This is a genomic window from Archaeoglobaceae archaeon (assembly GCA_038734275.1).
Lineage (GTDB): Archaea > Halobacteriota > Archaeoglobi > Archaeoglobales > Archaeoglobaceae > WYZ-LMO2.
On sequence record JAVYOO010000007.1, the window covers coordinates 20,939 to 40,456 of the forward strand.

The 19,518-nt window shown below is 40.3% G+C and carries 25 protein-coding genes; 14 read left to right on the top strand and 11 right to left on the bottom strand.

The genetic code is table 11. From position 1 onward, the window contains the following. The first annotated feature begins 1 nt into the window (after position 1). The 12 genes from QXI54_07305 to QXI54_07360 are packed head-to-tail and all read left to right on the top strand — an operon-like array spanning position 2 to position 7,545. Positions 2 to 235: a NifU family protein gene (locus QXI54_07305; GenBank protein ID MEM0302957.1), complete on the top strand. Its 234-nt coding sequence runs from the start codon at positions 2 to 4 to the stop codon at positions 233 to 235. Continuing rightward, positions 232 to 648, top strand: a complete 417-nt coding sequence (locus QXI54_07310; GenBank protein MEM0302958.1) for a hypothetical protein — start codon at positions 232 to 234, stop codon at positions 646 to 648. Before QXI54_07305 ends, QXI54_07310 begins: the two co-directional genes overlap by 4 nt. Continuing rightward, complete coding sequence (locus QXI54_07315) at positions 645 to 1,229, top strand: VIT1/CCC1 transporter family protein (GenBank protein ID MEM0302959.1); 585 nt, start codon at positions 645 to 647, stop codon at positions 1,227 to 1,229. Before QXI54_07310 ends, QXI54_07315 begins: the two co-directional genes overlap by 4 nt. Before the next feature lie 28 nt (positions 1,230 to 1,257). Next, the gene (locus tag QXI54_07320) at positions 1,258 to 1,740 is read left to right on the top strand and encodes a 3-isopropylmalate dehydratase small subunit (protein ID MEM0302960.1); all 483 of its coding nucleotides are present in this window, start codon (positions 1,258 to 1,260) and stop codon (positions 1,738 to 1,740) included. Then, complete coding sequence (locus QXI54_07325; GenBank protein ID MEM0302961.1) at positions 1,737 to 2,723, top strand: isocitrate/isopropylmalate family dehydrogenase; 987 nt, start codon at positions 1,737 to 1,739, stop codon at positions 2,721 to 2,723. Before QXI54_07320 ends, QXI54_07325 begins: the two co-directional genes overlap by 4 nt. 48 nt (positions 2,724 to 2,771) lie before the next feature. After that, positions 2,772 to 3,386 carry a YIP1 family protein gene (locus tag QXI54_07330; GenBank protein MEM0302962.1) on the top strand — a complete coding sequence of 205 codons (615 nt, stop codon included), beginning with the start codon at positions 2,772 to 2,774 and terminating at the stop codon, positions 3,384 to 3,386. A 54-nt stretch (positions 3,387 to 3,440) separates the two neighbouring features. Further along, complete coding sequence (locus tag QXI54_07335; protein MEM0302963.1) at positions 3,441 to 3,797, top strand: YlbF family regulator; 357 nt, start codon at positions 3,441 to 3,443, stop codon at positions 3,795 to 3,797. 14 nt (positions 3,798 to 3,811) lie between these two features. Further along, a complete protein-coding gene (locus QXI54_07340) occupies positions 3,812 to 4,378 on the top strand; it encodes a cytochrome c biogenesis protein CcdA (GenBank protein ID MEM0302964.1) in 567 nt (188 codons plus the stop codon). A gap of 33 nt (positions 4,379 to 4,411) precedes the next feature. Further along, the gene (gene thpR, locus QXI54_07345; protein MEM0302965.1) at positions 4,412 to 4,957 is read left to right on the top strand and encodes an RNA 2',3'-cyclic phosphodiesterase; all 546 of its coding nucleotides are present in this window, start codon (positions 4,412 to 4,414) and stop codon (positions 4,955 to 4,957) included. Beyond that, positions 4,950 to 6,251 carry a CCA tRNA nucleotidyltransferase gene (cca, locus tag QXI54_07350; GenBank protein MEM0302966.1) on the top strand — a complete coding sequence of 434 codons (1,302 nt, stop codon included), beginning with the start codon at positions 4,950 to 4,952 and terminating at the stop codon, positions 6,249 to 6,251. Before thpR ends, cca begins: the two co-directional genes overlap by 8 nt. Beyond that, positions 6,248 to 6,952 carry an MBL fold metallo-hydrolase gene (locus QXI54_07355; protein MEM0302967.1) on the top strand — a complete coding sequence of 235 codons (705 nt, stop codon included), beginning with the start codon at positions 6,248 to 6,250 and terminating at the stop codon, positions 6,950 to 6,952. Before cca ends, QXI54_07355 begins: the two co-directional genes overlap by 4 nt. Beyond that, positions 6,949 to 7,545 carry an MBL fold metallo-hydrolase gene (locus QXI54_07360; GenBank protein ID MEM0302968.1) on the top strand — a complete coding sequence of 199 codons (597 nt, stop codon included), beginning with the start codon at positions 6,949 to 6,951 and terminating at the stop codon, positions 7,543 to 7,545. Before QXI54_07355 ends, QXI54_07360 begins: the two co-directional genes overlap by 4 nt. Here QXI54_07360 and QXI54_07365 read toward each other — a convergent pair. Continuing rightward, positions 7,509 to 8,087, bottom strand: a complete 579-nt coding sequence (locus tag QXI54_07365) for an SAM-dependent methyltransferase (GenBank protein MEM0302969.1) — start codon at positions 8,085 to 8,087, stop codon at positions 7,509 to 7,511. The genes QXI54_07360 and QXI54_07365 overlap by 37 nt on opposite strands. Continuing rightward, a complete protein-coding gene (locus QXI54_07370; protein ID MEM0302970.1) occupies positions 8,084 to 8,464 on the bottom strand; it encodes a secondary thiamine-phosphate synthase enzyme YjbQ in 381 nt (126 codons plus the stop codon). Before QXI54_07370 ends, QXI54_07365 begins: the two co-directional genes overlap by 4 nt. Before the next feature lie 349 nt (positions 8,465 to 8,813). On the opposite strand from QXI54_07370, the gene QXI54_07375 reads away from it, so the two are divergent. Continuing rightward, positions 8,814 to 9,131, top strand: a complete 318-nt coding sequence (locus QXI54_07375; GenBank protein MEM0302971.1) for a class I SAM-dependent methyltransferase — start codon at positions 8,814 to 8,816, stop codon at positions 9,129 to 9,131. 927 nt (positions 9,132 to 10,058) lie between these two features. Here QXI54_07375 and QXI54_07380 read toward each other — a convergent pair. The 9 genes from QXI54_07380 to QXI54_07420 all read right to left on the bottom strand — a co-directional run bounded on the left by QXI54_07380 (position 10,059) and on the right by QXI54_07420 (position 18,339). Then, positions 10,059 to 10,649, bottom strand: coding sequence for a hypothetical protein (locus QXI54_07380; GenBank protein MEM0302972.1), 591 nt, complete (start codon positions 10,647 to 10,649; stop codon positions 10,059 to 10,061). A gap of 5 nt (positions 10,650 to 10,654) precedes the next feature. Continuing rightward, positions 10,655 to 10,852, bottom strand: coding sequence for a hypothetical protein (locus QXI54_07385; GenBank protein ID MEM0302973.1), 198 nt, complete (start codon positions 10,850 to 10,852; stop codon positions 10,655 to 10,657). Between the two features lie 7 nt (positions 10,853 to 10,859). Beyond that, positions 10,860 to 11,651, bottom strand: a complete 792-nt coding sequence (locus QXI54_07390; GenBank protein MEM0302974.1) for a hypothetical protein — start codon at positions 11,649 to 11,651, stop codon at positions 10,860 to 10,862. A 221-nt stretch (positions 11,652 to 11,872) separates the two neighbouring features. Next, entirely contained in the window at positions 11,873 to 12,160 is a 288-nt protein-coding gene (locus QXI54_07395) for a hypothetical protein (protein ID MEM0302975.1), read from the bottom strand. Next, complete coding sequence (locus QXI54_07400) at positions 12,142 to 12,450, bottom strand: hypothetical protein (GenBank protein MEM0302976.1); 309 nt, start codon at positions 12,448 to 12,450, stop codon at positions 12,142 to 12,144. Before QXI54_07400 ends, QXI54_07395 begins: the two co-directional genes overlap by 19 nt. Positions 12,451 to 12,609: 159 nt before the next feature. Then, complete coding sequence (locus tag QXI54_07405; GenBank protein MEM0302977.1) at positions 12,610 to 14,109, bottom strand: DHA2 family efflux MFS transporter permease subunit; 1,500 nt, start codon at positions 14,107 to 14,109, stop codon at positions 12,610 to 12,612. Further along, complete coding sequence (locus QXI54_07410) at positions 14,106 to 16,139, bottom strand: hypothetical protein (protein MEM0302978.1); 2,034 nt, start codon at positions 16,137 to 16,139, stop codon at positions 14,106 to 14,108. Before QXI54_07410 ends, QXI54_07405 begins: the two co-directional genes overlap by 4 nt. Before the next feature lie 99 nt (positions 16,140 to 16,238). Next, positions 16,239 to 17,267 (bottom strand): radical SAM protein, encoded by a 1,029-nt coding sequence (locus QXI54_07415; protein MEM0302979.1) that lies wholly within the window; start codon positions 17,265 to 17,267, stop codon positions 16,239 to 16,241. 265 nt (positions 17,268 to 17,532) lie between these two features. Then, positions 17,533 to 18,339, bottom strand: a complete 807-nt coding sequence (locus tag QXI54_07420; protein ID MEM0302980.1) for an FkbM family methyltransferase — start codon at positions 18,337 to 18,339, stop codon at positions 17,533 to 17,535. Between the two features lie 118 nt (positions 18,340 to 18,457). Here QXI54_07420 and QXI54_07425 point away from each other — a divergent pair, with 118 nt between their 5' ends. Beyond that, a complete protein-coding gene (locus tag QXI54_07425; GenBank protein MEM0302981.1) occupies positions 18,458 to 19,513 on the top strand; it encodes a glycosyltransferase family 4 protein in 1,056 nt (351 codons plus the stop codon). The last annotated feature ends 5 nt before the right edge of the window (positions 19,514 to 19,518 follow it).

Sequence of the window (19,518 nt, forward strand, 5' to 3'; positions counted from 1 at the left end):
TATGGTTCCGAAACAAAAAGTCATTGAAGTCGTCGAGAAAGATATAAAACCGATGCTTATGGCTGAGGGCGGAAGCATTGAAGTTGTTGAAGTGAATGAAAAGGAAGGGATTGTTAAGGTTCGACTTTTAGGAGCATGCGGAACGTGTCCCATGTCCATGATCACTCTTACGGCTTTTGTTGAGAGGGTTTTGAGAACCAAGATTCCGGAACTCAAAAAAGTAGTGCCGGTATGATCCATTTAATTGAACCTATAAAAAGGGCTGTTGTTGACAACATGGCCTATAGTCTTAGTGAGGTCAATGAGAAGATTTTTGGCGGTTTTTGCGATTGTGGGGGTTCAATGTTACAGAAATTCTGGCTAGTTTTGGAAGGAACGAGAGTTCTGATCTCGGAATGCGAGAAGTGCTGGAAGAATCAGGCTTATATATTTAATTCAACAAAATTTATAAAAAAGGAAGATGTAAAGATTATCGCAAAGAACGAGGTTTTAGATTACCTCAAAAACTTTCTTACAGATCTCGAGCTTGAAGCAATAGTTGGAAAAGCAAAGAATAGGGTATATAAGCCCCAGGATCTTGCAAGAGCGAAGAAAAAGCTTTCAGAAATAAACTTACCCTTTGAGTTGGTTGAGAATCTCTTGAAATGAACCTACGAAAACTTAGGGAAGCGAGAGTTTACTTTGATCTCGTAGAAATTTCGGCAATCTTGAGGAGATACTTTGTAATTGGCTTTTTTGACGGGCTAATAACAATTGCAGGAATGATTATTGGAGCTTATCTTTCTGGACATAACACTCGGGAGCTAATAATTCCAGTAGGCTTTGCAACCGCTTTGGCTTTGGGAATTTCAAGCTCTTGGGGAGCTTTTGAGGCAGAGAGAATTGAACAGAAGGCGTTAAGATATAGAAGGGAGAAGTCTATGCTTTCTAAACTCGACGAAACGATTTTTGACGAAGCCCACAAATTTGCAACCTTTTTCTCGTCGCTGGTTCATGGAGTATCACCGATGTTAGGTGCTTTGATACTTATTCTCCCATACGTTTTTCTTTCACCTTTTGAGGCTTTGGAGTGTTCACTGATCATCTGTTCTGCAAGCCTTTTCGTCCTTGGTGTAATTATGGGCAGAATGGCTAAGGATAGAGCAATTCTAAATGGCTTAAGAATGCTCATTTTGGGGCTCATCGTTCTCGTCATTGTTCTTGTATTGAACCCGGGACATGTGATATAGTTTTTTAAATCCTCTGAAAACGGAATTCATGGGAAGAGTCTGGAAGTTTGGTGATGACATAGACACCGATGTGATCATTCCGGGCAAATATCTGGTCTTTAATGAACCTGAGGAGCTTGCAAAGCATGCTTTTGAGAATGTTAGGAGAGATATTGCAATCAAAGCTAAAAAAGGTGATTTTATCGTTGCTGGCAGGAACTTTGGCTGTGGCAGTAGCAGGGAACATGCGGTTCTGGCTTTAAAGGGTCTGGGTGTGAGTGCAGTAATAGCGAAATCATTTGCGAGGATCTTCTTCAGAAATGCTATTAACACTGGCTTGTTGGTTATCGAGTGCCCTGAGACTGATAAGATCAGTGAAGGAGACGAAATTGAGCTTGATCTGAAGAATGGCGTGATCGTGAATTTAACAAAAGGTGAGAAATACAAAATAAACGAGATGCCGGAGTTTTTGCTTAAGATCGTTGAAAGTGGGGGGCTTATTAACTATTGCAGGAAGGAGATGGGAAGATGAAAATCGTTGTAATTCCCGGGGACGGCATAGGAAAGGAAGTGATGGATGCTACGATTCTAATCCTGAACGAACTCGATCTTGGTCTGCAATATGAGTTCTATGAAGCAGGAGATGAGGCTTTGCAAAAATATGGAAAAGCTTTGCCTGAGGAAACGCTTGAAGCTTGCAGAAAGAACTCTGTGGTGCTTTTCGGTGCTGCAGGTGAGAGTGCTGCGGACGTGATAGTTAGGCTACGCCAAGAACTTGAGACTTATGCAAACGTGAGACCCGCAAGAGCTTTGAAGGGTGTCAAGTGCCTTTATCCGGGGCTTGATCTTGTTGTTGTTCGAGAGAACACAGAATGCCTATACAAAGGCTTTGAGTTCGAAATCGAAGATTCAGCACTTGCGATGAGAGTCATAACAAAAAGAGCTTCTGAGAGAATAGCAAGATTTGCTTTTGAGCTTGCAAAGAAAGAGGGGCGAAAGAAGGTCACCGCATTGCATAAGGCTAATGTGATGAGGAAAACATGCGGAGTCTTTAGGAATGCATGCAGAACGGTTGCGAAAGAGTATCCGAACATAGAATTCAACGAATACTACATAGACGCAGCCTGCATGTTTCTCGTGATGAACCCCTATCGATTCGATGTGATCGTTACCACAAACATGTTCGGCGATATTGTTAGCGATCTCACCGCTGGACTTGTTGGCGGGCTTGGAATAGCTCCTTCAGCAAACATTGGAGATAAATATGCGATCTTCGAGCCAGTTCACGGGGCGGCATTTGATATTGCGGGAAAGGGAATTGCGAACCCGACTGCAATGATCCTCACAGCTTGCATGATGCTTCGACATATTGGCTATACTGAAGAAGCTGAGAAGGTCGAAAAAGCTCTTGAAGAGACAATAGCAAGTGGAAAGACAACTCCAGACCTTGGGGGGAATTTGAAGACGAAAGAATTTGCAGTTGAAGTTATAAAAAGGCTGAAAGAGAAATTCTGAACCTTCATTTTTCAGTTAGCCTTATATAATAGGTCTCAAACTTTTTTCATGGACATTTTGGTAAATCCTGACAAGTTCTTTTCAGAGCGTAAGACAATGAGTTTTAAATTGCCAGTAGTTATCGTGCTGATTTCAGCAATAATGGCAACTTTTACCGCTTATTTTTCATTGGAAACTGTCTTGGAAGTGGCAGTAAAGGAGATGAGGAAGCAGGGATTATCCGGGTCGCAAATAGAGATGTTTAAGCCATTGATCATGGTTTCAACATTGGGTGGTGCTTTTGTGTCTACCTTTATAGGGTGGATGGTAGTTACAGCACTTCTTTATGTTTTTTCGGCAATCTTTAAGGGAAAAGGAAACTTTGCAACTCTGATGAAATTTGTGGCATTCAGCTATATTCCAGCGATCATTTTATGCCCTATAACGATTTATCTCGGATATGAGTCATTTGTAATGCGAAATTCGGATGCACTGACAGCTTCCGTATTCTTCGGAATGGTTCTTTATATCTGGCAGTCAGTATATTGGGTTTTTGCGGTGAAAAATGAGAGGGAATTGAGTTCGAGGCATGCTGCGATCGCATCAGGAATAGTTTTGTTAATCTTCTTATCTGCATCGATTTACGCCTTGCTACAACCATCAATCATAGAAATAGTTGGATAGAAAGCTTAATATAGTCTCGAGCTGAAGAGTTAGAAATTCGAAAAGGGTGGTTTAATGATAGATGAAGAAGTTAGGGAAAAGGCTGAAGCCTTGGCCGAGGCGTTAATGAACCTCCAGGAATACAGAGACTTCTTAGAAATGGAGAAAAACCTGAAAGCGGATACCGAAGCTCAGGCGATGATTATTGAGTTCCAGAAGAAACAACAGGACTTTATAACAAAGCAGATGTCGGGTGTTTTTGATAACGATCTTTTGAATGAGCTAACAGATCTGCAATCGAAGTTAAATGCAAGGGAAAGTGTAGTCATGTTCATCGAGTCATACAACCGGCTACTTTCAACAATTGGCGAAATTCTTGACATAATAAGCGAACGCCTCGAGCTGGATGTTGGAGAAGTCTACAGAAGGTAGACTTCAATTTTTTCATGTTCGAAGAATTAATTGCATTTTTTCTGGGCTTCATATCCATTCTGTCTCCATGCGTCCTTCCAGTGCTACCTATAGTTTTTGCTGGCTCAAAGCTTGAAATAAAGGATTCTTTGGCTCTATTCGCTGGTCTGATCCTGTCGATCTCGCTTTTAAGCCTAACTTCTGTGTTGATCTCCGGATTAAGGCTTTTAGCAAGCATTCTACTGCTGTTCTTCTCAGCATACCTGCTCAGCGACCGCTTGGAACTGGAGATCTCAAAAAGATTTTCGAAACTGGCCTCAATATCAAAAATGAAGCTACCCCCCTTCTTTATTGGCTTTCTTCTCACTTTTCTCTGGCTTCCATGCATTACGCCCTTCTTGGGAATCGCAGTTTCTGAAGCAGTTTTGAGCGAGAGGCCTTTACTGGTTTCTTTATTCTACGTTCTGGGCTTTTCCTCAGCAATCTTGGTGGTCTTACTTTTTGGTAAAAGTCTGAAGGTTAGTTTTGAAAAGCTTCGCAAAATACTCGGGTTTGCGACCTTAATTTCCGCAATTTACTTAATCTCAATTCATTTAGGCTAAATATTTTTAAACTTCCTCGCCTATAAACAGCGAATGAGGCTGTTCGTTGCGGTTGAAATGGATGAGAAAATCAAGGAAAGTCTCTCGCCTTTGCTTGCCGAGCTATCTCGGGTTAAAGGTTTGAAGACTGTTGAGCGGGAAAATCTCCACACAACTTTGATGTTCCTCGGCGAGGTTCCAGAGGCTAAATTGAGTGAAATTCAGAATTCTCTCTCAAGACTTGACTTTAAAAACTTTAAAATCGCTCTGAAAGGTGTCGGGAAGTTTCCAAAGAAAGGTGAACCGAGGGTTGTATGGATTGGAATCGAAGAGGGCAGAGAAGAGATCATCAGACTTGCAGAAAGCGTGTATTCGGCACTCAAGAAGCTCGGATTTGAAAGGGATAAGCCATTCGAGGCTCATGTAACAATTGCAAGGGTTAAAAGAAGGAATCCCGAGCTTGAAAAAGTCTTAGAAAAATATAAAGACCAAAATTTTGGAGAGATGGTTGTTAAAGATTTCAGGCTGAAGCAGAGCATTCTTAAGCCATCTGGCCCAATTTACAAGGACATTTTTGTTTTTGGTGGCAGAAATGAATGAACTGCTGAGCGAAGCTCTTAAGCTTGCAATTCCAAGCGAGGAGGAGGTTGAAAAGGCTAAGAGAGCTGAAAAAGAGCTTTTAGAAAAGCTGAATTCCTTGGCACTTGATTACAGGCTTGTGGGTAGCTATGCAAGGAATACTTGGCTTCGTGGCAATCTGGAGATAGATGTTTTTGTCCTTTTCCCAGCTACGATTCCAAAAAAAGAGCTTGAAAATCAAATCATTGAGATCGGCAAAAAAATATTTGAAAAATTCGAGCTGAGGTATGCTGAGCATCCATATGTTCATGGAGAGCTTTTAGGCGTTGAAGTTGATCTCGTTCCGTGCTACAGAGTTGAGAGTGCCAATAAGATCATTTCTGCTGTTGACAGGACACCATTTCACCATGAATGGCTTAAAGAAAGAGTTAAAGGGAAAGAAAACGAAATAAGGCTTTTGAAGTTGTTTCTGAAGGCTAATGGACTGTATGGTGCAGAATATAAAGTCAGAGGCTTTTCAGGCTATCTCTGCGAGCTTCTAATAGTCTTTTACGGATCATTTATTGAATGCATTAAAAATGCCCGAAAATGGGATCGAAAAACTGTTATAGATCCAAAAAAAGGAGAAACTCGCAAAGGAGAATTTTTCTTTGTAGTTGATCCAGTTGACGAGAAAAGAAACGTTGCGGCAAATCTGAGCATTGATAATTTGGCAAGGTTTGTGCATCTCTCAAGACTTTTCTTTGAAAATCCCTCAATTGAATTTTTTATTCCTAAGCGAAAAAGGATTTCAGCAGGCATTATTTTGAAGGCTATGGAGCTCAGAAGTTCCGAAATATTTGCGTTGGAGTTTGAAAAGCCAGACATCGTTGAAGACAACCTTTATCCACAGCTCGAAAGAGCGGGAAGAAAGATCTTTGAGATGCTAAAAAGAGAGGGCTTTATGCCCCTTCGCTTCAGCTATTTCGCCAAGGATAAATGTTATCTGATCTTTGAATGTCAGATAAAGGAGCTTTCGAGGATCACGAGAAAACTTGGACCCATATTTGAGGACCACGATAATGTGAAGAATTTTCTGTCGAAGCAGAGAGTTTTTGAACCCTTCTTAGAGGATGGCAGATGGTGGGCTTTCGACTTCAGAAAGCATACGAGGCCAGAAGAGGCGGTTTCGGAATTTGTGGTTGCAAATTATCAGGCTCTCGGGAAGAATGTTGGCTTAAAGCTTAAAGAAGGCTTTAGGATCCTTAAGGGAGAGGAATTGCTTTCCGCATCAATAATTGAAGAGCTTGCTGAATTTTTAGGGGTGAGAGAATGAAGATCACTTTTCTTGGCACTGGTGTTTCAGTGCCGTGTGAAAAAAGGGCTCAGAGTTCGATTCTTATTGAAGACGATTTAAAGTTTCTTGTCGATATCGGCTGTGGGGCTCTGCTTAGACTTGAAGAACTGGGCATTCAGCCCACGGAAATAGATGCGGTTTGCCTGACCCATAACCACTTGGATCATAACGGAGATCTGATCAACCTTTTAAAGGCAAGATGGCTAATGGATGGTGATATAATTGAGATCTATGGTCCAAAGGGAACAAAGAACTTCATGGAAAGCATGCTAAATGTCTATCCGTATCTAAGGGGAAAGCTTAAGTTCTTTGTTTGCGAAGATGAAAAGTTTGAGATTGGGGGACTGAAAGTAAGCACTCTTGCGACGATTCACACGATCGAAAGCAGAGCTTACATTTTAGACGATGCTGTAGCAATAAGCGGGGACACAAGGGCTTTTCCCGAGTTATTTGCCTTGGATTGCGATGTTATAATCCATGAGCTATCTTTGCCCTTTGGATTCAAGGCGGACTTTCACACAACGCCCGAGAATCTTAAAGAGTGCCTTGGATCTTGCAAAGCTGAAAAGCTTTATCTAACCCATCTTTACCCAATGACCCTCGCACAGAAAGACAGAATTCTCGAATTCTTCGAATTCAATGCTATTATAGCGGAAGATCTGATGAGCTTTGAGCTATGAGGCTGAAGTCAAGAGGTTGCAACGCTTATTTAATTGAAGATCGAAGCAGAAAGATTTTGATCGACACCGGAACCGACGGGAAGCTTTTAGCCAAACAGATTGAAGAGCTTGATGCGATCATAATAACCCATGCACATTTCGACCACATTGCGGGAGCAAGGGAGCTGGAAAGGATCTTTGGCTGTCCAATTTATGTTCATCCCGAGGACATGCCCTATGTTCTTGGAGAGAAGGAATTCAATTTCAGTGGTTTTATGGGAATGATGGCTAAAATGCTTGAGAAGTTGAGCAATTATAGAGCACCAGAGAACGTTCGGAGCATTTTTGAGCTCGAAAGCAGTCTCAAGATCGTCCACTTACCGGGGCATACTCCCGGGAGCGTTTGCATTTTTAAAGGCTTTAATGCCTATTGTGGTGATCTTATAAGAAATGGTGGTAAGCTTTCGCTAAGGAGCTTTTGCAGTGATTATAAACGTTATCTTGAGTCTGTAAAGGAGTTTATTGAAATGGAATGGGAAATAGCTTATCCGGGGCATGGAAACGAAGTTAGAAAGTCCTATCTTAAGCCCTTGAAACCCTTTCCGATGAAGTAGATCTCCGCACTGCTCTTTCTTGAAGCCTTTGGACTGTGGAATTTCTTGAAGCCGAAATGAGGCTTCAGCTCATTGTAGAAATTCTGGATCTCTTCACCCTGAAAAACCTTAACAAGAAAATTGCCCCCAAGCCTTAAAACTTGCTGTGCAATTCTGAAGCTTGCTCTTGCCAGATCTACGGAGCGAAGATGGTCTACAGTCCACACTCCGCTGATCTTTGGCGAAGCATCGCTCATGACTACGTCGTAGCAATCGCTGATCTCAAGCAAGGTCTCGACGAGAGATTCGTCGGTAATGTCGCCCTGAATGAAGGTTACGCCTTCAAGCTTTTCCATCGGGTTTATGTCAACCGCAACAACGAAAGCCCCAAGTTCCACCGCAACCTGACTCCAGCCACCCGGCGTGGCACCAAGGTCGAGAACAACATCTCCCTTGCGAATTAGCCTGAAATCCCGATTTATTTGCTTCAGTTTGAACGCAGCTCTACTGCGATAGCCTTGCTTCTTCGCTTCCCAGTAGTAATGATCTCTTTTGTCCCTCATAGAACCCTCACGAACACCTTTCTTGTCCTTGGACCATCGAATTCCAGAAATAGGACTCTTTGCCAAGTGCCGAGCTGGAGTTTTCCGTTTTCAAAAGGGATGAGCACGGAATTTCCAAGCAAAGAAGCTTTGATGTGAGCTTCAGCGTTGTTATCGATCTCGTTGTGCCTGTAGCTTACATTTTGGGGAACAATTTTTTCAAGAGCTTTAAGAATGTCTTCAAGCAGACCGCTTTCCGCTTCATTCAGAATGATCGAGGCGGTTGTGTGCGGAGTGTAAATAAGAGCAATTCCAGTGCCTTTTAGCATTTTCTCGACTTCTTCTGTGATATCGAGGATCTCCGTTTTCTTTTTAGTTTTTACTTCCAAAACATTCATTTTTTCTACTTCTGGTTAGTGTTATTTAGCCTTTTCTCTGTCAGTAATTCGGAACTCTTTTAGCAGAACATTGGTTTTATAAAAACGGAGCATGGTTCTTTTGGGGGGCAATTTATTGATTGATTTAAATCTCAACTTAGCAAATAGCTAATTGTGATCGTATGAAAGTGAAACACTTTTGCTTAATCCTTCAAGACCATGAAATTTGCGATCTCCTTTTTCTGCAAAAAGACACTGTTTCATCCGTGGAGATTGTATGAGGGAGATATTATATTTATAAAACTTAAAAAGAGATCTTGGAAGTTCTGCGGGTGGATTTCTGCTTTACGCAAGCGAGAAAGCAAGGTTTGTGTATGGCATAGAGTTCAGCAAGGAATTCGAGGAAGCCCTTAAAGAGCTTGAAAGCCTTGGAAATATCAAGATTTTTATAGAGGATGCCTTTAAGTTCGACATTAGCAAAATCGAGCCTGTTGATGTTATTTTGAACGATCTGACTTTGCCCTTCGCCTCTTCGATGACCGCCTTGAGAAGATTTTTGCCCAAATTGAAGCCAGATGGCAAAATTCTATTTGTGCATAAGCTCAGTAAAGGAAATGAGGCAGATTTTAAGGCTTTGAGATCATTGCCCGCGAAAGGGCTAAAGATAGGAGGGAACTTTATTACCTGATTAAGCCTATTGAGCTCTGTAAATGTTAATTTGACAAAAATATAAAATTATCTCAGTTTTGCTCAACTAAGCCCTTTCTTCCTTCTAATTTACCCAAAACAAAGAATAGTATAACTGCGGTGTAAAAAGCAGAAGTAGTAAGTATCGCGAATGTTGTAGCGTCCAAGAATTGGACTCTGCGAAGATAAGTTAAGAGAGCCATTAAAATTAGCAGAATGGAAAATAGAATCCCCACCATAAAAGCCTTTTGTGCCCTCTTTCTCTAAGATCCTATTTTTGAAAACAAGAGTCCAAATTAAAAGTGCCGGACCAAATACAAACCCAGAGAGTCCAAGGCAATCAACCCAGATCGGTGCCTCTTCCATGTTTAACCCTCCTTAAATAAAATAAAAATATAAATTTTAACCATAGCCCTTAGCAAAAATTTTCTAATGGGTTATTTTTTCCAAAGTCTCTTTTTGACAACAAAGCCAAAATTAAAAGGATGAAGACTGCTATTAGTGCTGTGAGTTGAAGTTCAGAAGATCCAATTTTGAAGACTTTTAGCAAACCATGGAGTAAAAGGAGAAGAACTGCCATAAGGTATAGCAACTAAGTTCTAATACCTTCTTTAGCTTTAATTCTTTTTCCAATTGCAATTAAGCCACTAAAAGCACTATGGGCACAATTATGTTTAGCAGGAGTAGTAAATCCATAGCCATATCACTCCATTGATTTAAAAAAAATTTACCATAATCTCGTGCACGAAACCGTGAAACCGACCGGAGCCCAGCAAATATTCATTTTAGGGCAACTTGAGTAACAAGCTTGGATACCCTGCAAAGCTGCCCAAATACATGAAGCGCAACCTGTGAGTCCTGATGCTAAACATGTTGCTGTGCAGATTGTAGATGCAGCAAATAAAGTTCCGCAACAGGATAGGCTAATTTACCAAGCTGGCTGTCTTGGGTCTAAACATTGGAAACGAAGGTATATTACGGGATTTAACATAAAATCGCAGACGTTAATTGAATCCATCACCAACGCATTTCCTTTCCCCTCAACATTAAACTCAGCCAAATTCCTCTCAACCGCTTTGCTCAAATAGCCCAGCTCAAGCTTAGCCTTATTCCAAATCCAAGAAGTCTCATCTTGCTTTCTTATCTCATTCAGCACTTCAGCAAGAATTCTGTAGTGCTCGGAGAGCTTGGCTTTGCTTTTAATCTCGATGACATCAGCGAATGGAGCAAACTTCTTCTCATCCTTAGGAGCTACATTGACAGCGGTTACGAAGTAGTTCTCGCCTTCAACTTGTATCATTCTTGTCACCAAGCTAAGATTATAGGTTGCGGTTTCGGCGAAGTAGCTAAGCACTTTGAAATCGAAGCTCGCTGTTGCGTTGTAAACTTTTACTTCGCTGAAAGTGAGTTTCTTGCCATTGTTTGAGTAATTGTAGATCTCTTTGATCTCCACTTGGTAATCAAATGCTAAGCAGCTTTGATCTTGGCAAGAGCTTTCGCTGCTTCTTTTCTCTATCATTTCAATCACTTCCTAATCCGCAGCAATTTTTTACTTACAACTTTAAAAATAGCAAATATTACAAGCAGGAGTCCGATTAGGAAAATCGTTCCAAACAAGAGCATGACTGGCTTTGCAAACCACGGAGCGATCATTGCTGAAATTAGCAAGTAGATAAGTAAAAATATTAGCAAATAATAGATTACGTTATTCCTTATCTTCATGATACTGTCACCGTAAAGCTATCTGAGGATACATCACCCCAACCGATGATAGCATCCACAACCGCAGTTCCGGCTTCAAATTTGAATTTTCCAGAGTTAGTAACATCAAGCACAACCTGTTTTTTGTATCCGGAAAGATGAACCCCGCTTGCCAGAAAAGAAGTTCCCCTTTGCCGCAAACAACGCCATACTCTGGGACCGGATAACATCCATTTGTTTCTGTCAGGTGAATCTTAGCTATTGGCTGTGGACCATCAAGAACTCCATTATAAGTAACACCTTGTGGAATTATGATGAAGTAGGAGGTATACCCTATTGTTACACCTCCATTATCGATGAATAAAGTAACTACTCCATTCTCGCCTTTTCTATAGCTATATTTGTCAGGATATATGTCTAAATAAGCGTCTGGAGGAATTGGAACACTCAGTCGATAAGTTCTTTCTCCAAGGTTCTCAATTGGATTGTAATTTGAGACTCCACTCCAAATTTCCAAATTCCTGCTATTCAAAATCTTGATGATGTATGTGCTATTTGTATGGGGAAGGACTAAGATCCTGTATTTTTGACCTTTGATCTCTGTTTCAGCAATCCATTCGCTTAAGCTTTTGTTCACTTCTGTAATGTTCAAAATCGCCTTTCCATTCTTTGCAATCTCGACTTCCACAATTCTCTTCAGCGTTATGTCGTTGCAACTGTTTTCGGTCTCTCCTTCAGCTTTTTTTGCCATCACTGGCGTCGCTAAATTGCAAAGCATGACTAAAACCAGAAACAGGCTTATTATTTTCTTAGCTGTCATGCTCTCACTAAGCTATGTTGCGTGCTACTAATATATAAAGATTTTGCTACTTGATGACATATATGTAAAAAGAGGTTTTTTGATTTGGAATAAAATTTTGAATTTTAGTAACACTTTTTAAGCTCAAGATTTCTCACGTGAAGGAAATTATGTATCACTAAACTCGAACTTCTTGAGCTAACAATAAGCAATATTAAAAATTTCTGAATCGAGAGCATATTTTAAATTGAGAAGAACAACGCGTAGCCGAGAACGATTGGCATTGGAAGAAACACTAAGAATGCTTTTATTTTCCTGAAAACAAAACAGAAAGCAGAAGGGATTAAGGAGAATTCGAGATAAATTGTAACCAATGGTATAAACCGCAGTTCTGCTGGTAAATTATGAGCAAAACCAACTGACTCTGCTCTTCCAGTCGGGAGCAGAAAAAGAATTGCCAGTCCAGCAGAGATCAGGAACCAGAAGTAGAAGGCAAAGATTTCCCTTCTGCTTACTCCAGCGGAGAGCAAAAAAGAGCTTGCAAAGATGGCAAAGACGCTAAGATACTTACAAGATCTATCTCTTTCACCAAATAGAGCAACGCTAAGCCCAGAAGGAGATTAGCAATGAGCCCAGCAATAAAAATTCCTAAAATTGTCGTCTTTTTTGAAAAGAAGCTTTGAAATCTAAGCATAATCGCGGGAACTATTGCGAGGAGTAGAATTAAACCAAGAAAGGACAGGCTTGGAATGAATTTAAGCCCAACTGCGACCAAAAGAACTGCAAGGAAAAAGATTAGGACGTTCAGATTCTCCCGCATTAAGATCACCTCACGTATTTAATCACTCCGAGGGAATATTTGGCTGTTTCGCAAACAGCTCAGAATAAGGCTTATTTTCTCAACGATAGCCATGCTTTCACCTAACTAAGCAAAGATTTACAGAATATAAGAATTTCGCTCCTTGCTCACATATCTACTTTAAGTCCTATTTGCCTTTAAACTGTTCAAATGTTCTTCGCCACTCAAAAAAAGTAGGGTTAGAAGCGAGGCAAAGATTGGGAGCCATAGCATTGTAGAGAAAACGAAGGCAAAGCTATCCATGAAACCTTCAACCATTCCAATCAGTGGAACTGGTTTGCCCTGAACAGCTAAATAGAACAACAAATTCATCGTGCCGGGGTCGGGTATCTGGTTGCCGTAGCTTGGAATCCAGTCTTTCATTCTGCTTGTAAGCAAAACGCCACCAACCGCAACACCCATCGCCTGAGCTAAGGTATTCATCGATCTTAGCGTTCCATTTGCTACTCCCGCCTTTTCTATTGGAATCGAAGCCATTAAAACGTTTAATGTCGGAGATATAAGCAATCCATTGCCTATTCCGAGAGGTATGAGCATAACAAAGAATTCCCAGTAGGTAACTTCGATCCTTACATCCATCAGGTTGAACATGCCGAAAGCGAAGAGCAGAGGACCTATACACATTAGATATTTTGGATTCATCTTGTCACTAAGCCTTCCCGCAATTGGAGAGACTATTGTGTTCATAATTGGCATTGCGATCATCCAGTAGCCCGCCTGTTCTGCACTTAGAGATTTTATTCCCTGAAGGAAGTATGGAATTAGAAAGATTGAGGCTGACATTCCAAAAAATAAAATTGACGACGCTAAGCATCCAACCGTGAAATTACGAACTCTAAATAAGCTCAAATCGAGCAAAGGATATTCATAGGTTATTTCTCTGAAAACGAATGCTATTAAGTATGGAATCGAAATCACAAAGCATGCTAAGGTTTTTTCATCACCCCAACCCCAGTTTTGTCCCTCTATGATGCCCAAAGTCAGCGAACCCAAGCCAATGGCGAGCAAAAAAGTTCCAAGATAATCGATTGGCATTTTCTCTCTCGCCCCAAGCTTTGGAATTGTGAACCAGCCCGCAATTGTAGAGATTATTCCGATTGGGACGTTTATATAAAAAACCCAGTGCCAGCTCAAATGCGTAGTGAGCCAACCACCTATTATTGGACCAAGAGTGAAGCTTGATGCCATCAGAATGCCATTTAAGCCCATTACTGTTCCCCTTTTTCCCGCTGGGAAAAGCTCAGTTGCTATTGCCAATGTATTTGCGCTCAGAATCGTTCCTCCGACTGCCTGAATTATGCGGAAAAAGATTAGTGACTCTATGTTCCACGATTGCGCACAGAGAAAACTGCTTGCTGTGAATATGACCATGCCGAGAATGAAAAGCCTATCTCGCCTATACATATCTCCAAGCCTGCCAGTGAGCACAAGCAGCACAACCATCGTTAGCGTGTAGGAATTCAGAATCCACTGCAAATCCGACATCTTTGCGTTGAAATCTTCTGCAATTCTTGGTAAAGCTACATTAAGAACGCTGACATCGAGCAAAACCATGAATAGACCGAAGCTTACAGGTAAGAAGGCTATCCAGCTCTTTAACAAGTTTTCTTGCTGGTTCATGCTTTCCTTCTTTTTCTCGCAAACCTTGCAATTGCAATTATTGCAAAGGAGATTAGGGCTAAAGTTGTGATTGTGACGAAATTAAGCAGAGGTCTCTCTTTGACTTCGATTGAAACCGTTATTGGATTTGACTTCTGCTTGTAGCCCTCTTCATTCTCAAAGCCCAAAGTAATCGTTGCGGGATAAAATCCAATTCCTGCATCCTTGCTTGCCTCAATCCTGAACTTAGCTACAGCGGTATCTCCTGGATTCATAGTCCCAACAAAGTAAACTCCCGGCTGAGATACACCAATCATGCTCGCAATCGAGCTCACTCCAGCAACGCTGAGAGGTGGTGAAACCTGCAATTCAACAACAGCATTCTTTGCAACAGCACTTCCAGAATTCTTTATCTTAACCGCTATCTCTCCAGTTGAATCTGGATAAAGCTCCCCATCTACGCTGAGGACTTCAAAAGATGAAAATTTCGGTGCAACGAAAACGGGAACCTCGATTATGCTTAAAAGGTCTTCAGCATTTCCAATTTTATACTTTGCGAGAATATAAAGCCTGTAATAACCACCAAGAGCGTCTTCAGAAACTGAAAGCCTGAACTTAGCCTCTCCAACATCATTTGGGTTCAACTTCTGCAGATAAGAGCTTTGACTAAGAGTGGTTATAAAAGAGGGGACAAAAATATAGAGTTCCACGGATTCCAAGGCATAATCAATCTTATTTTTAAGCAAAACTCTCAAATCCCCCTTTAAACCAACCCCAAGCTGGGATTCAACCTTTTCAATGCCTATAAGCGACGGGCTCACTTCTACTTCAACGAATTCCTGAGGTGTAGCAACTTCGCTTCCAAGTTCGTTCCTGTATTTCAGCAAAAAGCTTCCCCGATAACTCCCAGCAGGAGCCATGGATTTTACATAGAACAACGCAATCTTCTTTTCTCCTTTTTTGATATTGCCCATATAAGGCGTGTTTTCTGGCTGAAGAGCTTGATTATCAAATGAGAGTATTGCAACCACATTTTGAAGGTCTTCCTGACTTTCAAATTCAACCCTCACAACTCCTCTTGAAGCCATAGTCACGAATTGTGTTGAGCTTTGCGACTGAGTTTGCATCAGGCTGGAAAGCAAGCTTGATTGACCAATGGAAACCGCTTGAGTAGCTTGGGAGCTTTGAATGGATTTTGCTGGAGTTAAAAAGCTTTCAACTTTCGATACCGAGAAAACCTTTCCCTTTTCAACCGCTAAACCAATTTGCTTCGAAATCGCAATTTGCCCAGAATTTGTGCTGAATTTTAATGTCAGCGATGCGGGATAATCTTGGCTTAAAGCTTTATCGCTCACAAAGACTTTAAAAGATACCGAGATCTTTTCGCCTGCTTTTAGCTCACTTATGTAAGTTGAAATCGCATCTGGATTTGGCAGAATCGGAGCGGAGACGTTCAAGATCATTACTGCATCTTTTATATCCTTTTCACCGACATTCTCTATGACTAAATCAACCTTTCCTTCTCTTCCAGCCTTTAATGGATCGCTTACAACCTTAGCACTGAAATCGTAGTCTTTCTTTGCGATTTTGATTTTAAAGTATTCCGTGACCTTTTGAGCTCCTGAATAGCTTATAAAATAGTTTGAGCCTACTGCGGATAGGGAAACCTTTGTATAACTTATTTCAACTGGAATCGAGTATTCACCAAGCGGGGCATTTTCATCAACTTTTACTCTGAAAGTGGCGCTTGCAGTTCTTCCAGCTGGAAGGTCTCCGATTATTTGTGCGTTAGCTGTTTCAACGCTTATTGGATAACCGCCTTCAAGCTCAACCCTCACGTCTTTGGCTGTTGTCAGTAAGGTTAGCAGTTGCGAAGTGTTCTCGTTTGCAGGAAAGTCGGTTATTTTGGCTTCATTTTCTATCAAAAGGGTTAAAGCGGTATCGTCGCCAAGATAAAGCTTTCCATCTCCAGCAACTGAAACTTGAAAATCTATTTGAGGTTCAATTGTAATTGCTGAGGCGGAGAATATAATTGAAATGACAACAGACATAAAGAAAATCACGTTTTTAATCCTGCCCGATCTTTTTGAGTTCAACCTTCCACCCTCTTTTTAAACTTGGACTTGAATTCAGATTATAACCGTTTTCATTCAGTCCACTTCAAATCCAAGATCTCTGCAGATTCTCTCAACAGCTTCAGACGGATTTGCAAATACCAAGCCATTTCTGACTTTTGCTTCGTAATCAGGCTTAAAAACGTCCTCGAGCTCGTCAGCAAACCCCTTCTGAGTTCTTGCTCTGCAAACATAGGCTCCGAGATAAGCCCTGTTTGCTCCAGCCAGTAGCATTAGCGGTAGGGATTGTAGACCAACTGAGCCACAGGCTGAAATATCCTTATCTGGGAGCAGAATTCTTGCGATTGCAACGAATTTCGCAACGCTTACTGGCGATAAAGGCTCTGCATTTTGTAATGGGGTGCCATAGACTGGATTGAAGCTCGAAATCGCACAGTGATTGAGACATTCGAATTCTCTGAGCATAAATAAGCCTTTAATCCAGATTTCGTAGCTTGTGTTCGGCAAGCCTATCATTATGGTGCTCGAGAGCCCTATTTTATTTCTACAGACCTCTTTTGCAAGTTCTAAACGCTTTTCAAAGCTTTCTTCAGGCTTAAAGTGGGAGAAAAGCTTTGAATCTGGGATTTCAAGTGAGGCATAGATTTCGGAAACACCAAGAGCTTTGAATGTCCTTAATTCTGATTGGCTTATGGGGTAAATGTCAAGAATTGTTTCAAGTCCTGATTTTTTAGCCATTACTATAAAATTTGGAATCTTGCTATTGTCGGGATTGTAACCTCCTTCAAGCGTTATCCTTTTCATCTCACAGTCTTTTATGAAATCTATTGCAGTGCTGAACTCTTCAGTGCTTAAAGGCTCCAATCTAAACTTTTCAACATAATTTGAGCAGTATATGCAGTATTTTTCCATAACGCATTTCTTTACTGGGTAAACAAAGGAGTCAAGCTTCAAGATTCTACCAACTTTCTCGTCCCTAATTTTTGAGGCTAAATCCAGAAGTTTTCGAACCCTTTCAAAGCTTTTCGCTTTTTCAAGCAGTTTGCAACAATCTTCAAGTTTTGGTTCTTCCAGCACTTTATTTAGCAAAGTTTCAAATTGCACAGCTTTGGTATCGCTTCGATATTTTTAGTTTGCTTTTGAAAACTTCGCTGTTTCTTTAATCATAGAGTTCAATTTGGTGAAATAAGGAGGAGTTGGAAGAATTGGTGGGATATTATTGAGATAGACGTTCTTATTTATGCGGAGTAAATTGCGAAAGAACAGAGAAAGGGCATACTGAAAGAAATTTACTCTGAGCTTGGCAATCAGCGACCTTTGGAGATTCATGTGAGTTGCTATTTTTTAGTATTGTGTTCTGGGGTATTTTCTATTTTCTTATTCCTTTAATAATACTTACTTCAGGTTTGATGAGGGTCGAAACAATTAGTCTATAAAGTGAAATGACATAGGTGTATTTTTTTGGTGAAGTTTTTATCCAATACCATGCAAATTTTTTGTCGATTTTTCGATTATCTACAATAACTTCGAAGCCCCTATTTTTCAACTTTTGAATTATTTCATTTTCACATCCATGGTTTTCAATAGCTATTAAGTCTATTTGGTCTAGCCAAGAAGTGTTTTTGCGAAATATATTACACTCTTCCCCCTCTATGTCCATTTTAATAACCACTGGGCTTTCAAGATTTAATAATAAATCTTGAATAATAGAGATAGTTGGGACTAAAACATCCCCATCTTCAGAAAGATGTGAACTTTCGCTCCAGAAACTTATTTTTAAATTGGATAAACCAGTTTTGTCACTCACAGCCATTTTGAGACATTCTAACTTTAGATTCTTAGATGTCGCTACACTTTCAACAAGCTTGATGTTTTTTAACAGAATTTCGAAATTAGCGGGATTGGGTTCTAGTGAAATTATCTTTGTGTTCTCTTTTGCATTAAGGATGGAAAATACAGTAAAAGCACCACTATGTGCCCCTAAATCTACTATAGATTTTGCAAATTTTAGTTCTTCGACAGAAAAGTAAACATTTTCGAATAGATTCTCTTCTATGGAACCAAATCCATCTGGTAAGCAAAATAAAATTAATCCATTTGGTAGAGTCAGTTTTTGGGTGTTGTATAATTTGTTTATCACAGTAATAAAGGACTTTTTTACCAATTCATAATTCATACTCTTTTTAAAAGCTAAAAGTATATTTAAGTATTTCTCAGTTTTTGATTGAATTAATGGATTTTATTTAATTTATCTTAAGCTAAACTCTTTAAATTCCAGAGATAGCTAACCTTGGATGAGAATTGCCTACGTCACTCCACGCTTCTTTCCTGACATTGGTGGAGTCGAGACGCATGTTTATGAATTGGCAAAAAGAATGAAGGAGTTCGAAGTCGAAGTTCTCACGACAGATCCAAGCGGAAAACTTGCAAAATTCGAAGAGATTGAGGGCATTAAAGTTAGGAGATTCAAATCTTATGCTCCGAGCAACGCATATTTTTTCTCCAATGAGCTTCGAAGATTTTTGAAAAAGCATGCAAAGGATTACGATTTAATTCATGCTCACAACTTCCATGCCTTGCCAGCTTTATACGCTGCGATTTCAAATCCAAAGACATTCGTTTTCACGCCCCATTATCACGGGCATGGACACAGCTTTTTCAGGAATGTCCTGTTCCGCTTCTACAAGATCTATGGTAAAAAGGTTTTTGAAAAAGCTGATGCGATAATATGTGATTCCGAGTTTGAAAAGAGACTAATTTTGAGGGATTTTAAAGTCGAAGAATTCAAAGTGGTTGCAATTCCATTGGGAGTAAACAAAGACTTCCTCGAGAAGAGTAAAATAGGGAAGAAAATTCTCTACGTTGGCAGAATAGAAAAATACAAGGGGTTAGAGTATTTAATCCAAGCTCTAAAATTTTTACCAGATTTTGAGCTCGAGATCGTTGGTAAGGGAAGCTATAAGGGCAAAATTATAAAGCTTTCAAAGAAACTCGGAGTCCTAAGCAGAATAAAATTCTATCAAGATCTGAGCAGAGAAGAGCTTATAAAGAAATACGCTGAAGCAAGCGTTTTGGCTTTGCTTTCAAAGTTTGAAGCCTATGGTTTAGTCGTTGCTGAAGCCTTGGCAAGCAAAACTCCCTGTGTTGTTGCAAAAACTTCTGCTTTGGTTGAATGGGTCGATGAGAGAAACGTTTTCGGCATTGAATATCCACCAAATCCAGCAAAGCTTGCGGAACTGATTAAAAAAGCTTCAGAAGTTGAAGTTGAAAACGTTAGAGTTCCAAGCTGGGATGAGGTTGCTGAGAAAACGAAAGAATTATACTTTGCCACACTTGAAAAAAGATTTTAAATGAT